Origin of the sequence: Pseudomonas sp. P5_109 (assembly GCF_034009455.1) — a bacterium.
Lineage (GTDB): Bacteria > Pseudomonadota > Gammaproteobacteria > Pseudomonadales > Pseudomonadaceae > Aquipseudomonas.
This window is the reverse complement of sequence record NZ_CP125380.1, coordinates 2,457,688-2,478,968: the sequence shown is the minus strand read 5'-3', so window position 1 is coordinate 2,478,968 and position 21,281 is coordinate 2,457,688. Positions and strand designations below refer to the sequence as shown.

General features: G+C 55.6%; 15 protein-coding genes and 4 pseudogenes. 5 read left to right on the top strand and 14 right to left on the bottom strand.

Features of this window, described 5'->3' with window-relative positions; genetic code table 11:
• Positions 1–47 precede the first annotated feature (47 nt).
• The 3 genes and pseudogenes from QMK54_RS11325 (at position 48) to QMK54_RS11315 (ending at position 3,052) form a co-directional block, all read left to right on the top strand.
• Positions 48–1,127: pseudogene (locus QMK54_RS11325) on the top strand (alkene reductase).
• A 245-nt stretch (positions 1,128–1,372) separates the two neighbouring features.
• A complete protein-coding gene (locus QMK54_RS11320) occupies positions 1,373–2,161 on the top strand; it encodes an SDR family oxidoreductase (protein ID WP_320402500.1) in 789 nt (262 codons plus the stop codon).
• Positions 2,162–2,359: 198 nt separating this feature from the next.
• On the top strand, positions 2,360–3,052 hold the full coding sequence (locus QMK54_RS11315; RefSeq protein ID WP_224789881.1) for a GntR family transcriptional regulator: 693 nt from the start codon (positions 2,360–2,362) through the stop codon (positions 3,050–3,052).
• Between the two features lie 61 nt (positions 3,053–3,113).
• Here QMK54_RS11315 and QMK54_RS11310 read toward each other — a convergent pair whose 3' ends face one another.
• The 5 genes and pseudogenes from QMK54_RS11310 to QMK54_RS11290 all read right to left on the bottom strand — a co-directional run.
• Positions 3,114–4,640: a UxaA family hydrolase gene (locus QMK54_RS11310; RefSeq protein ID WP_122597426.1), complete on the bottom strand. Its 1,527-nt coding sequence runs from the start codon at positions 4,638–4,640 to the stop codon at positions 3,114–3,116.
• Positions 4,637–6,007: an MFS transporter gene (locus QMK54_RS11305; protein WP_320402499.1), complete on the bottom strand. Its 1,371-nt coding sequence runs from the start codon at positions 6,005–6,007 to the stop codon at positions 4,637–4,639. The genes QMK54_RS11310 and QMK54_RS11305 overlap by 4 nt, the downstream gene beginning before the upstream one ends.
• A 111-nt stretch (positions 6,008–6,118) precedes the next feature.
• Positions 6,119–7,045, bottom strand: a complete 927-nt coding sequence (locus QMK54_RS11300; RefSeq protein WP_007913166.1) for a 3-keto-5-aminohexanoate cleavage protein — start codon at positions 7,043–7,045, stop codon at positions 6,119–6,121.
• A 50-nt stretch (positions 7,046–7,095) separates the two neighbouring features.
• Positions 7,096–7,545, bottom strand: coding sequence for a 3-hydroxyacyl-CoA dehydrogenase family protein (locus QMK54_RS11295; RefSeq protein WP_320402498.1), 450 nt, complete (start codon positions 7,543–7,545; stop codon positions 7,096–7,098).
• Positions 7,546–7,617 (bottom strand): annotated as a pseudogene (locus QMK54_RS11290) (hypothetical protein); the annotation flags it as partial.
• Between the two features lie 54 nt (positions 7,618–7,671).
• On the opposite strand from QMK54_RS11290, the pseudogene QMK54_RS11285 reads away from it, so the two are divergent.
• Positions 7,672–7,902: pseudogene (locus QMK54_RS11285) on the top strand (TraI domain-containing protein); the annotation flags it as partial.
• Positions 7,903–8,068: 166 nt separating this feature from the next.
• Here QMK54_RS11285 and QMK54_RS11280 read toward each other — a convergent pair.
• The 5 genes and pseudogenes from QMK54_RS11280 to QMK54_RS11260 form a co-directional block, all read right to left on the bottom strand.
• Positions 8,069–8,362: pseudogene (locus QMK54_RS11280) on the bottom strand (acetyl-CoA C-acyltransferase); the annotation flags it as partial.
• Entirely contained in the window at positions 8,359–8,823 is a 465-nt protein-coding gene (locus tag QMK54_RS11275) for a thioesterase family protein (protein ID WP_320402497.1), read from the bottom strand. The gene QMK54_RS11275 and the pseudogene QMK54_RS11280, both read right to left, overlap by 4 nt.
• Positions 8,820–9,986, bottom strand: a complete 1,167-nt coding sequence (locus QMK54_RS11270; protein WP_320402496.1) for an iron-containing alcohol dehydrogenase — start codon at positions 9,984–9,986, stop codon at positions 8,820–8,822. The genes QMK54_RS11275 and QMK54_RS11270 overlap by 4 nt, the downstream gene beginning before the upstream one ends.
• Before the next feature lie 35 nt (positions 9,987–10,021).
• Positions 10,022–11,797, bottom strand: coding sequence for an acyl-CoA dehydrogenase C-terminal domain-containing protein (locus QMK54_RS11265; RefSeq protein WP_320402495.1), 1,776 nt, complete (start codon positions 11,795–11,797; stop codon positions 10,022–10,024).
• Positions 11,794–13,032 (bottom strand): 3-hydroxyacyl-CoA dehydrogenase, encoded by a 1,239-nt coding sequence (locus QMK54_RS11260; protein WP_320402494.1) that lies wholly within the window; start codon positions 13,030–13,032, stop codon positions 11,794–11,796. The genes QMK54_RS11265 and QMK54_RS11260 overlap by 4 nt, the downstream gene beginning before the upstream one ends.
• 80 nt (positions 13,033–13,112) lie before the next feature.
• Here QMK54_RS11260 and QMK54_RS11255 point away from each other — a divergent pair, with 80 nt between their 5' ends.
• Positions 13,113–14,030: a LysR family transcriptional regulator gene (locus QMK54_RS11255; protein ID WP_320402493.1), complete on the top strand. Its 918-nt coding sequence runs from the start codon at positions 13,113–13,115 to the stop codon at positions 14,028–14,030.
• A gap of 175 nt (positions 14,031–14,205) precedes the next feature.
• On the opposite strand, the gene QMK54_RS11250 is transcribed toward QMK54_RS11255, so the two are convergent.
• The 4 genes from QMK54_RS11250 to QMK54_RS11235 all read right to left on the bottom strand — a co-directional run bounded on the left by QMK54_RS11250 (position 14,206) and on the right by QMK54_RS11235 (position 21,155).
• The gene (locus tag QMK54_RS11250; RefSeq protein ID WP_413787368.1) at positions 14,206–15,096 is read right to left on the bottom strand and encodes a D-hexose-6-phosphate mutarotase; all 891 of its coding nucleotides are present in this window, start codon (positions 15,094–15,096) and stop codon (positions 14,206–14,208) included.
• A 389-nt stretch (positions 15,097–15,485) separates the two neighbouring features.
• Positions 15,486–16,850 (bottom strand): DUF1329 domain-containing protein, encoded by a 1,365-nt coding sequence (locus tag QMK54_RS11245; RefSeq protein WP_320402492.1) that lies wholly within the window; start codon positions 16,848–16,850, stop codon positions 15,486–15,488.
• 298 nt (positions 16,851–17,148) lie between these two features.
• The gene (locus QMK54_RS11240) at positions 17,149–18,822 is read right to left on the bottom strand and encodes a sulfatase (RefSeq protein WP_320402491.1); all 1,674 of its coding nucleotides are present in this window, start codon (positions 18,820–18,822) and stop codon (positions 17,149–17,151) included.
• Between the two features lie 116 nt (positions 18,823–18,938).
• A complete protein-coding gene (locus tag QMK54_RS11235) occupies positions 18,939–21,155 on the bottom strand; it encodes a beta-glucosidase (RefSeq protein ID WP_320402490.1) in 2,217 nt (738 codons plus the stop codon).
• Positions 21,156–21,281: the final 126 nt, after the last annotated feature.

Sequence of the window (21,281 nt, the reverse complement as noted above, 5' to 3'; positions counted from 1 at the left end):
ATCTCGACGATAACTATCCAACACCCCAAATCATACTGAGGCACGTCATGACAGCGAGCAATCTCAACCTTCTTTTGTCCCCCGCTCAAATCGCCAACCTACCCTTGAAAAATCATATGGTGATGGCGCCTCTGACGCGAAGCCGGGCTGGCCAAGGTGATGTTCCAACTTCCACAGTAGTCGAGTATTACCGTCAACGTGCAAGCGCCGGCCTCATCATTACTGAGGGTTCCCAGGTCTCGACTCAAGGCAAAGGCTACATGAGAACACCGGGCATCTTCACCAGCGAGCAAATCGCCGGCTGGAAACACGTGACCGACGCCGTGCATGCAGAGGGCGGACGGATATTTCTCCAGCTCTGGCACGTTGGGCGCCTGTCACACTCCCTAGTACAGCTCGATAATCAGCTGCCGGTAGCCCCCTAAGCGATCAAGGCTGATGGCGAGATCTACACGCCTGAAGGACTGAAGCCTTACGAGTCGCCACGGGCTCTGAGTCTGGATGAAATTCCTGGTGTGATTGCGGATTTTCGCCAAGGTGCTGAAAACGCGAAGCGTGCAGGTTTTGACGGTGTGGAAATACATGGCGCGAACGGCTACTTGATCGATCAGTTCCTGCGCGATGGCACCAACACCCGAACCGATTCATACGGCGGCTCTGCAGAAAATCGCGCTCGGTTTCTTAAGGAGGTTGTGGAGTCGGTCATCCAAGTATTCGGGGCTAGCCGCGTGGGCGTTCGCCTGTCACCGATTTTTAATTACTTCTCCATGAGCGACAGCGATCCCCAAGCGACATTCAACTATGCAGCAAAAATGCTCAGTCGCTACGGGCTAGCCTACATTCACGTAGTAGAAGTCGGTGCGGGTTCATTCGACTTCAGAGAACTGAAGCGTCGTTTCGGAGGCACCTACATCGCCAATGGGGGCTATGACGCGGAACGCGCAGAAACGTCCCTCAGAGAAGGAAATGCTGATCTGGTGTCCTTTGGCACTGCGTTCCTAGCCAACCCGGATCTGGTAGAGCGATTCGAACAGGGTGTCGCATTGAATGACGCAGACCCGACCACCTTCTATCAGGGTGAGGAGCGAGGTTATACGGATTACCCGACCATGGCCCAGATTCGATAACGATGAAGTGCTGCGGGAAGCGCAGTCGCTGCCAGCTGCCTCTCGCAGATTAATCGGGCCGGCAGGTAGCAATGCTGAGCCGGAGTAGGAGTCTGCGCCCTCTCCGGTAATCACCTGCAAATCTGCGGCAAGCCTGTCTTGACAAACAAACTGTGATCACATATCACTTAACGAGGTTTTCTTGTCTACGCACTCCGTAGCCACGAAAGAACTCATGAACAAAAATAAGACAGGACGCATTAGCTATGAACGTGATGAAGCGGCTGACACCCTATACCGGATTGAGAGTTTTGATTTCCGGTGGGGCAGCAGGCATTGGCGAATCGATCGCGGCTGCATATCTCGAAATTGGGGCAAGAGTCCATGTATGCGATGTAAGTGAGCAGGCGATCGCACAATTTCGTGAGCGCTATCCAGAGGCTTTGGCCACATTAGCTGACGTCTCCGACTCTGCTCAAATTAAGCGAGTCTTCGAGATACAACAGGATTGGGTGGATGGGCTGGATGTACTTATCAACAATGCAGGCATAGCAGGGCCGACCGGCGGAATCGACAAAATTAGCGATGCAGAATGGGAACAGACAATAGACATCAATCTCAATGCGCAGTATCGCTTCGCTCATCATGCTGTCCCCCTCCTAACGAAGTCAGAACACGCACACATCATTCATATTTCATCGGTCGCGGGGCGCTTAGGCTATGCCTGGCGGACTCCTTACGCCGCGACCAAGTGGGCCATCGTTGGTCTTATGAAGTCATTGGCAGCCGAGTTGGGCGAAAAAGACATTCGAGTCAACGCACTGCTGCCAGGCATCGTCGAGGGCCCGCGCCAGGATCGCGTCATCAGTGATCGCGCCAAACAGTTAGGCATTTCAGAGCAGGAGATGCGCCAACAAACATTGAAGAAAATCTCATTGCGCCGGATGACCCCACCCGAAGATGTGGCAGCAATGGCCTTATTTCTATGCTCTCCTGCTGCTAACAATGTGACAGGACAAGCGATCAGCATCGACGGCAATGTCGAGTATCTTTGATTAGTCAGACCTACACGTCTCGCCACCGACCTTGGTAGCGAGACGCTTATTGTGCGTGTGCTAGAGAACTCGTTTCTCCCGAATTCCGTCATTTTCTATACCGGCACATCCGTGATCACAGTTGTCTCATTTTCCTATGCCGGCTGATCGAACCTGCCTATAATTCTCGCCATGAACCTATCCACACTCGTAACGCCCATGATCCGCCAGACTCTCAGTGCGGACGTTTATGCCCAGCTGCGTGATCTGCTGATAAGCGGACGCGTTATGCCTGGGGAAAAGCTGTCCCTCAGATCTATCGCGGACGCTCTAGGTGTTAGCGTCATGCCAGTGCGAGAGGCGGTTCACAGGTTGGTCGCTGAGCAAGCGCTTGAAATGGCGGCTAATCGATATATTCGCGTTCCTGTACTGACGGTCAGCCAATTCCGGGAAATCACCAGTATACGACTGAATCTGGAGGGGCAAGCTGCAGCTCGTGCTGCGGAGCTTGTTGATTCGCAGGCGCTGGCTGAAATTGAAAAGATACACGAGGCGTTTTGCGCAGAGTTTGCAAAAGGCGCTCCCGATGAGTCACGGCTGATTACGCTGAACAAAGAACTGCATTTCGCAATTTATAATCAGGCGGACATGCCCATCCTGCTCCAGATAGTTGAGTCCCTATGGCTGAGAATAGGCCCTATCATCAACTATGACCTACGATCTGGCACTGAGCGTGTGGTTCAGCGAGTGCAAGCCAGTCATCACGCAGCGATGGTTGATGCTTTAAAGAAGGGTGACTCCGTTGCCGCCTGTGAATCACTGCAAGATGACATCAAAAGTGCTGCCGAGTTTATCCTGAATACAGGGGCGCTGATCGTTGCCGATGCGCACAAGCCTGTCGAAGTTGATTAACCTCATCAACAAGGTTTAAAAAAAGGCGCCCTGATATCAGGACGCCTGTTTTGTTCGCTCATTACATCTGAGCGCCGATCATCCAAGGAACTGTTTCTTCATTGCCGACGCCCAACGCCTCGCTTTTAGATTTTTCCCCAGAAGCCACGCGTATGAGCATGTCGAAAATCTCTTTACCCTTCGATTCAAGGGTGGCATCGCCATCCATGACATCCCCGCAGTTGATGTCCATATCATCCTTCATGCGAGTGTACATTTTGGTATTCGTTGCAAGCTTGATCGAAGGAGCAGGTTTGGCGCCAAAGCACGAGCCGCGTCCGGTGGTGAACGCAACGAGGTTTGCGCCGCTGGCGATTTGGCCAGTGGCTCCCATCGGGTCATAGCCAGGCGCATCCATGAACACCAAGCCTCGGACTGTAATGGGCTCGGCGTAACGATAAACGCCCATGAGTGCTGAGGAGCCACTTTTGGCAACTGCGCCTAGAGACTTTTCGAGAATGGTCGTCAGGCCGCCGGCCTTGTTACCAGGCGTGGGGTTGTTATCAATACTGCCTTTTTCGCGGTCTGCGTAGCTTTCCCACCATTTGATAAGGTCGACAATACCTTGGCCGACCTCACGGGTTGCAGCGCGACGAGTCAGCAGGTGTTCAGCGCCGTAGATCTCCGGCGTTTCGCTAAGGATGGCCGTTCCACCTTGCGCTACGAGCATATCGACAGCCACGCCGAGGGCGGGGTTGGCCGTGATGCCCGAGTATCCGTCTGAACCGCCGCACTGGAGCGCCACGGTCAGGTGCCGCGCCGAGACCGGCTCGCGTCGGCACTCGTTGGCAACCGGCAGCATCGATTCCACGGCGGCAATGGCGGCATCCGCTGCGTTGCGGGTTCCGCCAACGTCTTGGATGACCACGGGAGCGATAAGCTTGCCGGTCTCGATGCCCTGGGCCATGAACAGCGCGCCCATCTGATTGGCTTCACAGCCAAGGCCGATGACAACCACGCCAGCGAAGTTGGCGTGCTTGATGAACCCGCCTAGCGTGCGCCGCAGTTGGTTCACCCCCTCGCCATTGTGCTCTATGCAGCAACCGAAACTGTGAGTGATCGGCACCACACCGTCCACGTTTGGGTAAGCATCCAGCACACCGTTTCGCGAGAAGTGTTCAACCACCATTTTGGTAACAGTGGAGGAGCAGTTCACAGTGCTCACTACACCAATGTAGTTTCGAGTGGCTACTCGCCCGTCAGCGCGGACGAAACCTTGGAATGTCACAGGAGAGGCTGCAGGCGACGCGACTTTGGCATCCTCGCCGAACGCGTAGTCTCGCTCGAACGTCGCCATCTCCAGATTGTGCGTATGCACGTAATCGCCTGGCTCAATGGGTTTAGTAGCAAAGCCAATAATCTGGCCATAACGCACAACAGGATCACCAGGGTTTACGTGTGCAAGGGCGAACTTGTGCGCTGCGGGCACATCGGCGAGCACCACGATATTACCGAACTCCGTAACCACGGTTCCTTGAAGTACCGAAGCGCGTGCGATTGCAACATTATCGTCGGGATGTAGTTTAAGTGCCAGGGATGTACTCTTCATTTTGTCCTCGCATTATCAGTAATACACGGCGCAGCCTGGGGCAATACAATGTTGTCCCGCGTTTTTGTAGTAATCGTTTCTTGTGCCTGACGTAGCTTCCGACTCAGGAATGCCGCGAGCGTTAAAAGAGCCGCTACAATAATGAGCCCATTCTTCGTGCTCCCAGTAGTTTGTTCAACGAAGCCCAGAAGTGAAGGGCCGAAGAAACCACCAGTAATACCAAAGGTATTCACTAACGCCAGACCCGCCGCCATACCTGCTCCCGCCAGTCTTGAACTGGCAAAGAGGAATATCACAGGCTGAACAACGAAAAACATCGATGCCGTAAGAGTGAATCCTATTAGAGCTATCAATGGAGTGGTAAAGGCCGCGAGGGTCAATCCAGCCGACATCAGAAGCAGCCCACCGAACATTATTTTGCGTGAAATTTTCGGAGTAGTTGCATACTTTGGAAGAAACGCTGCCCCGAGTGCTGCTGCGATCCATGGGATTGAGTTTAACAATCCTATTTGTAACGATGACAAGCCTCCATACGTTCCAATGATGCCCGGCAAGAAAAAAATCACCGAATACACGCTAACTTGGTGGAGGAAGTACACCGCGATCGCAAGCCAAATCTGAGGGATTTTAAGAACGCCCTTAAAAGAATGACCTACATTGCCGGAGGCGATTTCTTCATCATGTTCTTTCTTCAGAACTTGCTCTACTTCAGTGACTTGTTCCTTTGATAGCCAACTTGCCGTAGATGGGCCGTCCGGAAGCTTGCGCCAAATCACGACGGAGAATAGAACAGCTGGAATTCCCTCCAAGAAGAACAGCCACTGCCAGCCGTGCCAACCCCAGATTCCATCCATCTCTAACAGCATCCCGCCAACCGGCCCGCTGATGATGTTCGCGAGACAGACCCCGATTAGAAAATAGCCACTGGCTCGTGCCCTTTGCTCACGACCAAACCAATAGGTTAAATAGAGCATTACACCTGGGAACAATCCGGCTTCAGCTGCGCCCAGTAGCGCGCGGGCAATGTAAAACGTAGTCTCATCGGTAATGAAGGCCATACCGGCAGACAACAACCCCCAGGTGATCATGATCCTGGTGATCCAGAGTCGGGCACCTACCCGGTGCATGATCAGGTTACTGGGTACCTCCATCAGTGCATAGGTAAGGAAGAAGAGCCCCGCGCCAAAACCGTAGGCGGCAGCAGAAATACCCAAGTCTACTGCCATGTGTGTTTTGGCAAGTGAAATGTTAGTTCTGTCTAGAAAGCTTATAACGTAAGCAAAGATTAACATCGGCATTAGTTTGCGAAACATTAAAGCGTTCAGCGACTGTCCCTTTTGTGTTTTTGTATGGGTCGTAGCTAACATGGTTCATTTTCTCCTCATGAGGATAAGTTGCTAAGGCGCGGGTGTTGTGCCGCGACCTTTAATTATCAAAATATCCTCTAGATAGACTTTATGGGGGGTGAGTGCCCGCGCTTAGAAATTGACGTTATCGCCACCTTTGAGCTTCAGGATTTCCCTCGCGTCAGCAGGTGTCGCCACTTCAAGTGAAAGCCCTTCGAGAATTTTGCGCATACGCGAGACTTGATCTGCGTTGCTTTTTGCCAATTGGCCCGGCCCGTCCCAAAGCGAGTCTTCAAGACCCACACGCACGTGTCCTCCAAGCGTGGCTGATTGAGCACCAATGCTCATCTGCTGCTTTCCTGCTGGAAGAACCGACCACTGATAGTCATCTCCGAAGAGACGATCAGCTGTGCGCCGCATATGCAGGACGTCCTCGGGGTGCCCGCCGATACCGCCCAAAATGCCGAAAACCGATTGGATCAAAAACGGGGGTTTGATGAGGCCACGATCAATGAAATGTGCTGCGGTGTAGAGATGCCCAATGTCATAGCATTCGATTTCAAAACGGGTACCGTTCTCACTGCATGACTCGAGGATGTGGGCTATGTCGGTAAATGTGTTTTTGAAAATGCGGTCATGGCTGCCGGCGAGATATGGTTCCTCCCAAGCGTGTTTGAACTCCTTAAACCGATTGAGCATTGGGTAAAGACCCATGTTCATCGTGCCCATGTTCAGCGAGGCCACTTCCGGTTTGAACTGATGTGCTGGACGAAGTCGATCTTCAAGCGACATTGTCGGTGCACCACCTGTAGTCAGGTTGATCACCACATCGCTAGCCTCTTTGATAGCCGGCAGAAACTGCTTAAACAGTTCCGGATCCTGAGAGGGGCTGCCATCAATTGGGTTACGAGCATGTAGGTGAACAATTGAGGCGCCAGCCTCAGCGGCACCAATCGCCGCTTCGGCAATTTGACCTGGTGTTACCGGCAGGTAACGAGACATGGAAGGTGTATGAATTGCGCCGGTGACCGCGCAAGTGATGATGACTTTACGAGCCATGATGACCTCCTGGTTACTTTTATTTTGGTGTTCAGGATGAAGTGATGCCGTCAGGAATTTGGTGCTTGACGCTTGTGCGCAGCGAGAGCCATAAGGCGGCGGTCACGCCAAGCGGATCGCAATGCAATGCCTTCAAGTTCAAGTTTTTGGCGGCGCTCGTCATGTACTTTGGCGACTGCTGATTCCGACCAGTCAAAAGCATTTTCGGAATTGATCGTTTCGCGATTTTGCTGACCGTAGCGTTTGGCATAGTCAGATACGCCGGCAGGGGCGTTGAGATCGATGGTTTCGAAGGGGCCCATAAATGACCAGCGGAGGGCGAGTCCATCTTTGAGTACCCGATCAATATCCTCAGAGCTAGCAAAGCCTTCCTCATGCAATTTGAAGCATTCGTTGAGGACTGCGGCTTGGACTCGGTTCAACAAGAAGCCGTGGATCTCTCGGGATAGAACGACAGGGCTCTGCCCTGCTGCGGTGTAGATCTCATGCGCTCGAATCATCACTTCAGATTCTGTCCACGGCGCAGGGCAAAGCTCCACAAGAGGAACTAAGTAAGGTGGGTTGGTAGGGTGTGCAACTACGCAGCGCCCCCGACCTGGTAGATCTTTAGTGAACTCGGAGGCCGGTACCCAACTCTATGGGGCAACCTGCTGTCGTTGCTGGCCAACCACTATGAATACGCCGCGACGCTGGGGGAACTGGTGCTGCAAGCTGACCGGGTATCTACCGCGCAGAACATCGGAGCCAATCCCACCAAGGCACTACAGGCGCCCACTCGGTCGCTTCAGCATCACCTGCTGACTGGCTTACGCCATCTTGTGAAGAACGAGTTCAAACTCAACCAGCCCGGGGCTGCTGCCCACTCGATAACTGTCCCATCATGCTGCGTGCTTCCCTGCTGGCCAATGTAGAGATTTTGCCGCTAGCCAGACAGGGGAGCTACTTTTTCAACAGAATCGGTCGATTGCAGTCCTTCGCGACAGGCAAAAAACGGCCCAGAGTGTGTAAAACCACCTTCGTGATGGCAATGGCCATCAGACCTGATGCGCACTCGCGGTCGATCGTCTTACCGCTCACCGACATCGGCAAACCGGAGGCCAGAGCCGACAAGCGCGCCGGATTGATCGCCGCGGTGCCACTTTGCATCGCCGTACCCAGCACCAGATCCTCGATCTGCGCCGGCTCGATACCGGCACGCTCAACGGCGGTACGAATGGCGATGGCCGTCATGCTGGGGGTCTTGAGATCGTTGAACGCCCCCCGCATCGCCTTGGCGATCGGCGTACGGGCTGTGGATACGATCACGGCATCTTTCATGATTCAAGTTCCTTGTTCGAGGAAGGTAGGCAATCACACATCAACTCACTCAACACCCGGCGCAGGCGTTCAGGTATCGGGACCGGGCGTTGCTCACGTCGCTTGACAAAAACATGCACGAACCGCCCGACCGCACAGGCCAGTGGCTGCCCTTCACGGAATACCGCGAGCTGATAGTGCACAGAGCTGTTACCCAGTTTGCTCACCGCTAGCGCCACCTCGATACACTCCGGGAAAGCGACCGAAGCGTGGTAGTCGCAACTGGAACTGACCACGAGGCCGATAATCGGACCGTTATGGATATCCAGCCCGCCGTGCTCGACCAGCACGCGGTTCACGGCACTGTCGAAGAAACCGTAATAGACAACATTGTTCACATGTCCATAGATGTCATTGTCGTGCCAACGGGTGGTGATTGTGTTGAAGTGCCTGTAGCTATCGCGCTGCCTGAAGTCTGTCATCTGTAGGCAGCCTGATAGATCGCCAAGGCATCGGCTTCGCTGACTTCGCGAGGGTTGTTCATCAAAAGGCGTTGCTGTTGCATGGCATCCCTGGCCAGTTGCACCAGGCTCCCCTCATGAACGCCAGCTTCATGCAACGTGACTGGCAAGCCGCAGCGAGCCCCCAATTGCGCCAGTTCAGAAACAAATTGTTCGGCAAGACTTTGGCAATCGCCCGCCTGCAGCCTGCCTCCCAGTAATGGCACCGCCAATTCGGCATAATCCGCCACCGCTACGGGCAGGTTGAATCGCAATACATGAGGCAGTACCAGCGAATTCGCCAGCCCGTGGGGAATGTGGAAGTGCCCACCCAGCGGATACGCCAGGGCATGCACCGCCGCCACCGGCGCGTTCGCGAATGCCTGGCCGGCAAGACACGCACCCAGCAACATGGCCTGGCGCGCGACCAGGTTACTGCCGTTGTACACGGCCTGGTCGAGGTTGGCGGCCAAAAGCCGTAACGCCTCTCGCGCCAAGAGGCTGGACAGCGGATTGCGCTTGAGCTTGCTGGTGTAAGCCTCGATCGCATGCACCATGGCATCAATACCCGTCGCCGCCGTCACGGCTGGCGGCAGGCCTAACGTACAGACGGCGTCGAGCACGGCGAGATCCGGTAGCAACAACGGCGAGACGACGCCCATCTTGGTGGTGTCGCCGGTCGTGACGATCGCGATGGGCGTCACCTCCGAGCCGGTCCCGGCGGTCGTCGGCACCTGAATCAGCGACAGGCGCTGGCCCTTGGCTTTGTCGACACCATACAACTCGGTGATCGGCTGAGTGCACTGGGGATGCGCCAACAACGCGACAAGCTTGGCGACATCCATCGAGCTGCCACCGCCAAAACCGACGATCAGGTCAGCACCGAGTTGCCGTGCCCGACTCACGGCGTCCAGCACACACTTCTGGCCGGGGTCTGCGGTCACGTCACTGAATATCGCCACGGCAATTTCGGCAACGGTGAAACCCGGCAATACATCATCGAGCATTCCCAGGCGAGCAATACCCGGGTCAGTGACGATCAATACACGGCGCGCACCGCGCTCCCCGCACAGCTTGGCGAGGCGCTGCGCGGCGCCGGTTTCGCAGAGAATCTGCGCCGTAGTGGCAAAGCTGAAAGGCTGCATGTCAGCGACTCCTGATTTTTGTAATACGTCTGCAATCAGCAACTGAAGTCGCTCGCCGGCATCGCCATCAGGCAGTTTGCACCGCCCAGCAGTGACTCCCGGTGTGCGCTTGCTCGGGGTAATACGCGCCGCCAGTAGAAGTCAGCGGTCTGCAGCTTGGCTTGATAGAAGGCGCTTTCACCGGTCCCTTTCACCAGGGTTTCATTTGCTCGAACCGCTGCCTGCAGCCAGAGCCCGGCCAGGAGGACGTAAGCCGAATACGCCAGGAAATCCGCCGAGGCCCCACCGATTTCCTGCGGATCCCGCTGGCAGGCCTCGATGAGGGTCTTGGCCAACTCCCGCCATTCTTCCAGGCGCTGACGGACTGCAGCCGCCATGTCCTGCAACCGGGTTTGATGGGCAGCCGCATCGACGTGCTGAGCGAGCTCATCGATCAGCGCGTGCAATTCGGCACCGCCATCACCCATCAGCTTGCGCCGGACCAGGTCCAGCGCCTGGATGCCATTGGTGCCTTCATAGAGCTGGGTGATGCGACTGTCACGCATCAACTGCTCCATACCCCATTCGCGAATGTAGCCATGGCCGCCATACAGTTGCACGCCGAGGCTGGCAACTTCCTGGCCGACATCGGTGAAGAAGCCTTTGACGATCGGGATCAGTAGCGCAGCGCGGCGAATGGCTGCGCGACGATCCTCGGGCTCTGGCGCACTGTGTTCCAGATCCAGTTGTCGTGCGGTGTATGCACCCAGCATCCGGCAACCTTCGGTGAGGGACTTCTGGGTCAGCAGCATGCGCCGCACATCCGGATGCACAATGATGGGGTCGGCGACTTTTTCCGGCGCCACGGCACCGGCCAGCGAGCGTGACTGCAGGCGTTCACGGGCGTACGCCAGGCCGCCCTGGAAAGCGGCTTCAGCGATCCCCAATCCCTGCAACCCGACCTGGAATCGCGCATCGTTCATCATGGTGAACATGCAGGACAGGCCCTGGTTTGGCTCACCGACCAGCCAGCCCTGGGCACCGTCGAAATTCATGACGCAGGTCGATGCGCCCTTGATGCCCATCTTGTGTTCCAGCGCGCCACAGCTGAGCTCGTTGCGTCGGCCATCGCTGAGGATTTTGGGCACCAGGAACAGGCTGATGCCTTTCACGCCGGCCGGGGCATCGGGCAAGCGTGCCAGCACCAGATGAATGATGTTGTCGGTCAGGTCGTGCTCGCCGCCGCTGATGAAAATCTTGCTGCCGGTGATGAGACAGCTGCCGTCGGCGTGAGGCTGCGCGCGGGTGCGCAGCAACGCCAGGTCGGTGCCGGCCTGAGGCTCGGTAAGGCACATGGTGCCGGTCCATTCGCCACTGACCATCTTGCCCAGCCAGGTTTGCCTGAGCGCTTCGCTGCCATGGCGGTGCACCGCCAGGACCGCGCCTTCGGTCAGCCCTGAATAGATTCGAAACGACAATGACGCCGCCATCAACATCTCGTGGACACAGGCCGACGCCATTTGCGGCAAGCCTTGCCCCCCGTAGGCCATCGGCCCGGTCATGCTCGCCCAACCGTTGTCGACGTATTGACGATAGGCCTGGCGAAAGCCATCCGGCGTGCTGACTTCAGTGCCGAGCAATTGGCAGCCTTGCTCGTCGCTGTTGCGGTTGAGCGGGGCTATCACCTCTGCGGTGAAGCGCCCCGCCTCTTCCAGGATGCCGTCAAGGGTGTCGCGGTCCAGGTCCAGACCCAGGTGTTGGCAGTGCCCGGTGACATCGAACATTTCATGCAATACGAAGCGCATATCGCGCAGCGGTGCCTGGTAGTTCATACGCGACCCTCCCCGACATCGGCAAAGCGTTTGCCGTTGGCCATCAATCGGGGGATCAGACGGGCGGGATGCCAATGCTCGCCGAAAAGACCTTGCAGACGTTCCAGTCGAGTCAGCAGGGAATTCATGCCCTGCTCATCCGCCCAGCTCATCGGTCCGCCGGTTTCAATCGGAAAGCCATAACCGTTGAGCCAAACCTGGTCGATGTCATGGCTGCTGGCCGCAATGCCTTCTTCGAGGATTTTCGCGCCCTCATTGACCAGTGCCAAAAGGCAGCGATCGAGGATTTCCCGTGCGTCGATCTCGCGGCGGCGGTAGCCCAGCCCCTGAGAAACCTTGAGCACCCATTCGTCCACCAGTGGGTCATGCTCGGCCTGTCGACTGCCGGGAGCGTAGCGGTAGTATCCCGCACCGGTTTTCTGTCCCAGGCGGCCGAGTTCGCACAAGGCGTTGTCGACTTGCACCAAGGGCGCGTCCATGCCCTGCCCGGCCAGGTGACGCGCGCGCCACTCCAGATCGATGCCGACCACGTCATACATGCGGAACGGGCCCATGGCGAAACCAAATTGCTGCAGCGCCTCGTCCACCTGCTGAGGTAATGCGCCCTCCAGGAGTAATTTTCGCGCCTCGGCCACATAGCTGCGCAGCATGCGATTGCCGATGAAACCGGGGCAGTTGCCCGCCACCACCGCTACTTTGCCGGTTCGCCGGGCGAGGCTGCGTGCCACTTCGAGCACTTGGCTGTCGGTGTCCTTGCCGCGAACGATCTCCAACAGCTTCATGATGTGGGCAGGGCTGAAGTAATGCAGACCCAATACCTGCTGTGAACGCCCGGTGACTGCCGCAATCGCGTCGATATCCAGCGCCGAGGTGTTGCTGGCCAGAATCGCCGCGGGCTTGAGGTGCGCGTCCAGTGCGCGGAAGATTTCCTGCTTGAGCTCCAGGCTTTCGTACACCGCTTCGATCACCAGGTCCGCCTCGGCCAGTGCCGCGTAACTTTGCACAGGGCGTACTCGCTGGAAGTTGGCGTCAGCTTCGACCTGAGTGATGCGCTGCTTGCCAACCTGCTGCGACCAGGTTTGTTCAATCATCGCCAAGCCCGCGTCGAGTGCCAGGGTATTGCTCTCCAGCCACAGCACCGGCAACCCGGCGCTGGCCAGACTGATGACGATGCCCCGGCCCATGGTGCCCGCGCCGATCACGGCGACCTGCTGAATATTGGAAGGGGTGTTCACACGCGGTGCTCCTGCATTGGGGAAAATGAACAGCCGTCACCCTAAGCAGGCTTCAAGTATTTTTGAAATTTCATTTTCATATGCCATATATTCCGAGCATGAATACTTCAAACTTTGATCTGAACCTGCTGCGCGTGTTCGACATGTTGCTGCGTGAGCAGAATGTCTCGCGCGCAGCGCAACGCCTAGCGTTGACCCAACCCACGGTGAGCAACGCCTTGGCGCGCTTGCGCGATATGCTGGGCGACCCCCTGCTTGTGCGCGTCGGTCGGCGCATGTGCCCGACGCCTCGAGCGCTCGCGCTGGAAGGACCTATTCGCGCCGCCTTGCATCAAATCGAGCAAACACTGTCCACCGGTGACGCGTTCGACCCACAGCGCAGCCATCGCCAATTGAGGATTGCCCTGACCGACTTTGTTGAACAACTGTGCATGCCGTCCTTACTGGCGGGCCTGCAGACGCAGGCGCCTCACCTGCGCATCGATGTTGCCCATCTGACTGCCAGCCTGCCCGCCGAGGCGCTGGATAGAGGTGAACTGGACATGGTGCTGGGCCGTTTTGACCACGTGCCAGCAAGGTTCACCCGCCAGCTCTGGCGCAGCGAAACACTGCGAGTCGCGGTGCGTCAGGACCATCCGTGTCTGAGTGATGGCCTGGACCTGCGGCGTTTCCTGCAATTGCGCCACGTGTGGGTCCATGGTGGCCAGACCCGAGGCATGGTCGACCAATGGCTGGCGGAGCAGAACCTCGTGCGACAGATCGTCTACACCACGCCCAATTATCTGCAAGCCGCGCACCTGGTGGCTGCGACCGAACTCTGTGTCGTGTTGCCGACGCAACTGGCACTGCAGTTCGCCCGGCTGCTGCCCCTGAAGCTGTATGAACTGCCGTTCGCGCTGCCGCCCTTTGATCTGGAGCTGGTACGCCTGATGCATCGTCAGCACGACCCGGCGCTGACTTGGCTTGAGGCGCAGATCCTGGCGATTCAACCGGGCTGAGCCACCCAATGCGATGGCTGGCATTCCGCTCTGGTATTGGCTACGGCCCGAAGCGCTCCCTACAGTGGATCGCCCAAACAATAACAAGGACTGCTCGGCAGCCATGTAAATCAAACAGGGAAGTGCCAAGCTCCTTTTCCAACAATCGAATTTTCCGGTTAAAGGAAGGGCTTTTTCAGTCCACTCTCGCTCTTAGTTCAAGCCGCGCCTCTTGGCCTGGTGCCAGCACTAGACTGTCCTCCAAGCATCTCGCAGCCTCGACGCACAGGAATTCCCTTCCTTCGACTCTGCTTACATCACTGAGTGGCATGCTACCCGGATGCCAAACTACAGTGTTCATATTACTCGCCCCATCAATACACAAGCGACGTTGCCAAACCGGGTCGCCGAGGTGCATCACTGCGCCTTGTCGGTAAGCTCGATGATGCTCATTCACTATTCTGACGGTTCCCTGCTGGGTAAACGCTTCCTGTGTGAACAGGTCATGTACCTGAGCACCATCGAGGCCATCCAGGGTGACTTCCAGAACATCCGCTACACGCCAGTACGCATGCAAGGCATGGCTCAGAAGACAGGGCTCCGAGTCACGGTGGCTAGTGATGAGTTGCAGATGGAGTTCATCACCCAATACTGCCTTCAGTTCCACTCGCCAATCGTGCAGTTCCAGACACCAATGCAGCTGGACCCCCTGACTGTCTGCTTGTTTTTTGATTAATTGCCAGTCGGTGAGCCGGGCCCAACCATGATGGGGCAAACCACGCTCTACAGGGTGGCGACCAAACCAAGGCCAACAGACTGGTACGCCCCCCCGAATTGCCCCAACTTTAGGCCAGCGTGTGGCACACCATAGCAGCGACCGTTCTCCACGCGGACGGAAATGCAAAAGCTGCCCACCCGTTCGGCTGAACACTGCTTCGCAACGCGGATGCTGAATCAGAAGAAGCTCGCGCCCCTGGTGCTCTGTCCAGCGAAAAAGTTGATGGTTGTTTGATCGCAGTAGTCGGATCAAAGCGTTTTCCCAATCGCACTCAAGCGATGGACCTGTAGGATGAGCGAGACTCACGATAAACTTCCCGCCACATTCACAATGGATACAACCCGCTCATTAAGCACGACTTTTCCCCGTAATTTCTTGCCAAAGCAGCCGCCAAACCTGCATTACTGGATATGACGTGTTGGCGCTGATCGACAATACGCCCATACATTTAAGTAGCTCGATAACACTGCTGAATCACGCCTTTTAAACGACAACCGCACGCTTGCCATGCTTCTTTGAGACAAAAAGACGCTGATTGAACAAAACCACATAGACTTGCACATCATTTTTCTTAATCAGTAACGGCGCGCAGCTCCACGTCAGTTTCGATAGTTTCGGATGATTGAGCGCATCGCCAGACAGATCAGGATCTACCTTTTGAAGCCCCAAAATGGGCACCGTAGGCTACACGCTTGGAATCAGCGAATACCGCTGCTTCGCAGTGCACTGGGCGTGAACTGCTTGCGGTTGAAATCAAGATCAAACTGGTAGGCGTTCTTCTGTTCATTGTAGAGAGCGTTTACCGCATAACGTCCGGACTGCACGTCGTAATGGGTCTCAGCATTAAACAATGGCATCTGCTGGTCATAGAAGAAGCTGGTATGCCCCTCGGAAACGCGCCACAGATTGCCACGACTGTCATACGCATCCGCTTCAGCGGCCTGCCAGCTGTCCTCATCGATGTACAGATCGCGCCGCGAGTAGACATGTCGCTGCCCCGGCTTGAGCGTGGCGGTTACATGCCAGACGCGGTGCAACTCGTAACGGGTGTGTTCGGGGTTCAAGTGACCCGGCTTAATGATGTCGTCATAGCGCAGCTTGGGTGAGCCCAACTGATAGGCATTGTAGGGAATGTACAATTCCTTTTTACCCACCAGCTTCCAGTCGAAGCGATCAGGGGCGCCGTTGAACATGTCGAAATCATCCGTGGTCCGCATACCTTCGGCATCCGGGCTGTCGTAGGCAACCTGAGGGGCACGCCGTACGCGACGTTGATCAGCGTAATACTGCCAGGCCATTCGCGGTTCCTCGACCTGGTTGATCGTCTCATGCACCAATCCTATATTGCCGGCCAAACGCACCGGGGACAGGACCTCCTGACGAAAGAAGTAGAGAATGTTTGCCATCTCACCCGGACTGTAATCGGACAACCCTTGCGGATAGGCCAGTTGCTGCTCGATCAGGCTCGGCGTAAAGCTACCGTCGACCTGCGGCGAGGCTTGCACCACCAGACGCTGGAAGGACTGCCCACGGTAGCGACCAATATGGTTCCAGACAACCTCCAGACCGTTCTGCGGAATAACGAAGGGCAATCCGCTGCTGCGATAATTCTGCAAGGCATCGCCATTGTTCTCCAAGTGGGTATCGACTGCATTCAGGCGGGTGCTGTCCAGGTACTTCTGCGGCAGGCTGACCGAACGGCGGCTTGGGTAAACCGGGATGCGATAGCTGTTTGGGTAGCGCTTGAACAAAGCCAACTGCCCAGGAGTCAGCCTGTCTTTATACTGCTCGACGTTCTGCGCTGTGATGATGAACAGTGGCTTGTCGGCGGCATAGGGATCCGGAAGAAAACCATTGGCGTCGCGCTGACTGACATCCTTGGGTAAACCGCCGGTCCAGGGCGGAATAGTGCCATCGGCATTACCGGTACGCTCGGCGCCGATGGGCGTAAGGTCCTTGTCGAGCCGGCTGATCTGATCGGCCGGCACCGCTGCCAGCGTCTGGGTGACGAGCAGGCTCAAGCCCAGGCCAATGGCCTGAGTCAGTTGGGTACAACTGATCATCAGGGGCTCCTTATCAGGTGTTTAGACGCTGGCACCACGGTTTGAGATTTGATTCACAGCATTGAGATACAGTTCGAACTTCCGAAGCCATTGCTGAATGTGCACCTGGCGCATCGGAATACTGATGAGATCAGAGTTCAAAGCACTAAACCTACACAGCAACCAAGGGACTAAACGGCACCTAGTTAGTCCCCTTCATTATCTCTGATGGCAAACCACATTATTGAGTACCAATTACTACTTCAAAACCGAATTCAACCATATAAAAAACAGCTGAATTCGGTAGACCCCTCACTTGCTATCGCTGCGAACGTGTGTCATCTGCATCTGGAAAATAAATCCGCCCCTCTTGCTCCGCCTTTAGCTTGGCCGGGGTATCTGCAAGTTGGTCGTTGAATCGGTCCAAGCGGTTAGGTTCAACCAGCCACTGATCGGGAAACGGTGCCGCACCCGGGCCTTCACGATGACGCCGCACCGCACCTCTTGAGTATCTCTCAGTGAACGGCACTACGTGCTTGCCATCGGCATTGGCCATTTGTTCGAACAATGCCTTGCGCAGAGCAGTCTTGGTTTCCAGATAACGTGGTTCATCGATCAGATTGTGCATCTCACGCGGATCACTTTCCAAATCGTAGAGTTCCTCGATATCCCATACACCCTGGTACTGGATGTACTTCATTTGATCGCGCTGGATCGCAAAAGTGGTTGGTGTCATCGGATAAGTCCATTCCCAGTAGTACTCGTAGACAAAGTCCGGGACTTTCCAATCCCCAACCGGTAGCCGGCCACTAGCTACCTTCAGTACACTTTGTCCTTCAAACTGAGGAGGCGCCTCAACACCCGCGACATCCAGGAGTGTCGGGGCAATATCCAGGTTACGCACCCTGACGGGATTGGTAACTCCCGCAGGAATCAGCCCAGGCGCATACACCACCAGTGGTACCTTTATCGAACCCTCATAAGCATTACGTTTGTCAATCAAACCATGGTCACCGATCAAATAACCGTTATCACTATAGAACACCACCATAGTGTTCTTTTCGAGGTTATTCTTCCTTAAGTACTCCATAATCCGACCCACACTATCATCCACGGGGGATAACGTGGCATAGTAATCTTTCAAGTAATCCGTCATCTTCACATTCGAGTGATAGAAAAAATCCAGACCGTGCCAACTGTTACGCTGATTCTGCACCCACATCGGTTTGCCGATCTTATTTTCCGGTGTATCGGCTGCGCTATCCGGCAGTTTAAAAGTGGCATTTTTATATTGCCCCTTATAACGCTCCGGCGGCTTCGGAAAGTTATGCACTGCTTTATGGCTGAGATAGAGAAAGAACGGCTTTGAAGTATCGCGCTCTCTCTCCAACCAATTCATCGCATAGTCGGTAAGTTCGTCCGTGATATAGCCCTTCTGAGGAACCACCTTGCCATCGATATTGAGCGTGTGCACGACCCCACTCTTCATCGCTGCAGGCGACAGGAAGTCAGTCGGGAAATAGTTCCCCTGCCCCTTGAAACTCACCCACTTGTCAAAACCTGGGCGCGGCTCGTCGGTTTCCGCCCCCATGTGCCACTTACCGATTAAGGCCGTCTGATATCCCGCCTGCTGCAAGTAACGCGGAAAGAAGGTCAGACCTTCCTCTGATGAATTATTGTTGTCGATCACTCCATGAGTCCGCGCCGTTTGCCCTGTCAAAATCGTCGCGCGGCTCGGAGAGCAAAGCGCCGAAGTGACCACAGCATTGGGAAAATAAGCCCCTCCCTTGGCTAATTGATCGATGTTGGGAGTCTGCAATTCTGACTGCAAGAAACCCATACCATCAAAACGCAAATCGTCGACCAGAATAAAGACCATATTGCGCGGTGGAGATTTTTTATCTGTTTCCCTTGCCAAGGTCATTGGACTGACACTAAGCATCGTAGCGAAAGCAGCGATAGCTACCCCCAGCAAATGTTTCCGCGGTTTCATGTTGTTTCCTTCTTCCGCCGTAACAACGTATTAGCAATCGAATGGGTTGCGATGCTGACCCAGATAACTACTTGTGTTCGTGCCTCCAGCCGACTCACCGTGAGCCGGCGGAGGGATCAATCGACGAAACGCTGTTCGACCAGGTCTGTCGTTGCCGTCAAAAGTAGCGCCTGCGCAGATTCGCCCAGCGCCACACGATATTCACCCGCATTAACGTGCCACTGATTAGACGCTGTATCGAAACGTGCTAGCAAACGTGGATCTGCCTTGACCGACACCTGACGAGCCTCACCTGGCTCTAGCTCCAATCGCTCGAAACCTAATAGACGAACTCGTTTGTCACCTGCCGCGTCGGTGAGGTAGAGCTGTGGAACATCGATACCCTTACGCTTGCCGGTATTCGTCACGGTGAAACTCGCCGTGATCGTCTCTCCCCCACTGACTTTAAGATCATCGAAAGCGAAACTGGTGTAGCTCAGACCATGACCAAAAGCGAACAGGGGTTTCTCATCCTTCTTTGCAAACCATCGATAGCCCACTTCGGCCCCTTCGGAATAGTTGACCGTCAGCGGGGTGCCGAACGGCGTACCGAAGCCTGGAAGTTCAGGTCGTGGTGTTTGTCCGATATCTGCTGGAAACGTCATCGGGAGATGGCCGGATGGATTGACCTGGCCGGTTAGAACTTCGGCGATCGCCTGCCCTCCCGCCTGCCCTGGGTACCAAGCCTCGACAATTGCCTTAACTTTGGTGTGCCATGGCATGGCCACCGGATTGCCGGTCTGCAGAACAACTATGGTATTGGGATTGGCGCTGGCAACGGCGTCAATCAACGCATCCTGACCAAAAGGCAGGGACAAATCAGGACTATCGAACCCTTCAGCCTCGTGGCGCGTTGCGAACAAGACGACTACATCCGACTGCTTGGCGAGTATGGCGGCTTCCACGGGAAAAGCGCCTGAATCATAGGTAATGCTAGCCTTCGGCATAAGCTTCTGCAGCTCCGATTTAGGAGCCGAGGGGAGGAAACTCTGTTTCCGTTGGTTCGCCATCAACCCTTGTCCACCCACAGGTATGACCGTGGCAAAGCCGCCCCGCGGGATTACTTGACTCGAACCAGCGCCGGACAGAACGCCGGTGTCCGCCAAGCCACCGATTACCGCGATACGCATCGGCTTTTCGCTTTGAAGAGGCAATACTGCTTCGTTCTTCAGCAAAACGATCCCCTGTCTCGCCACCTCAAGTGCAATCTGGTTATGCTGATCCAGATCGATAGGAGTTTCTTTGACCGGCTTGTCGACCCCCACTGCGTAAATCGAGCGAAGGATCCTTTGCACCATATCCGAGAGACGCTTATCCGGTAGCTTGCCTTCGGCATGGGCGGCTTGAAGCGGTTCGTTGAACCACTCCTGACCCCAGGCAAGCTTGTCCAACTGGGCCCCGGATTCCTGATCAAGCCCCTTAAGTGCATAGGACCAGTCCTGAACGGCCCCCCAGTCGGACATGACCCAGCCCTTATACGCCCAGCTCTTTTTCAACACGTCATTCAACAGATGTTCATTACCACAGGAATACTCGCCGTTTACCTTGTTGTAGGCACACATGATCGATCCGGGCTGGGCCAGTTCTATCGCCATTTGGAAAGCCAAAAGATCAGACTCTCGATGTTCAGCCGCATCGATCACGGCATTGAGCCAATGCCTGTTGGTTTCGTTGCCATTCAGTGAGAGATGCTTGACCATAGAGATCACTCCTTCACTCTGGGTACCATTGATCGCACCGGCGGCAATACGCGCACTGAGCAGAGGATCCTCCGAGATGTATTCGAAGTTTCGTCCATTGCGCGGATCGCGTGCCAAATTCATGCCTCCACCGAGCAGTACATTAAAACCTTTGGAACGAGCCTCTCTCCCCAGCATCGCCCCTGCCACTTTAGCGAGCTCCGGATTGAAGGTCGCCCCTAAAGCGAGTCCCGCCGGCAATGCCGTCGCTGAGTCACCTGTTCTGAAGTTGTGGGGGTTGGTCACTCCCAAGCTGGCATCAGTCATGGATAACGCAGGGACACCCAAGCGCGGCACACCTGGTACATAGCCCGCACCGACCGGCACCTCATCTGAAACCCGCTTATCCCTCCCTCCGAACACAAGATGGACAGGCATAAGGCTATAGAGGAGCGAATATCGCTCTGCATTGGTCATTTTCTGCTCGGTTTTACGGGCTCGATCATCCGCTGACGAATCTTGTTGGGCTGAAGCGGCAAGCCCAGCCTGGGTGAACGACAGCAATAGGCTTGCACTGACTGCAAGGCCGGTCTTCTTATTATTTTTCTTCAACATGAACGCTCCCATACTTGATGTATCGATGCGATGAACGCTTTCGATAAGCGAACACCCGACCGTCACCCCCATCCAGGGATGTTCGACCATTTATGAAATGGCCACGCAGCGACCATCCCTTTTTCT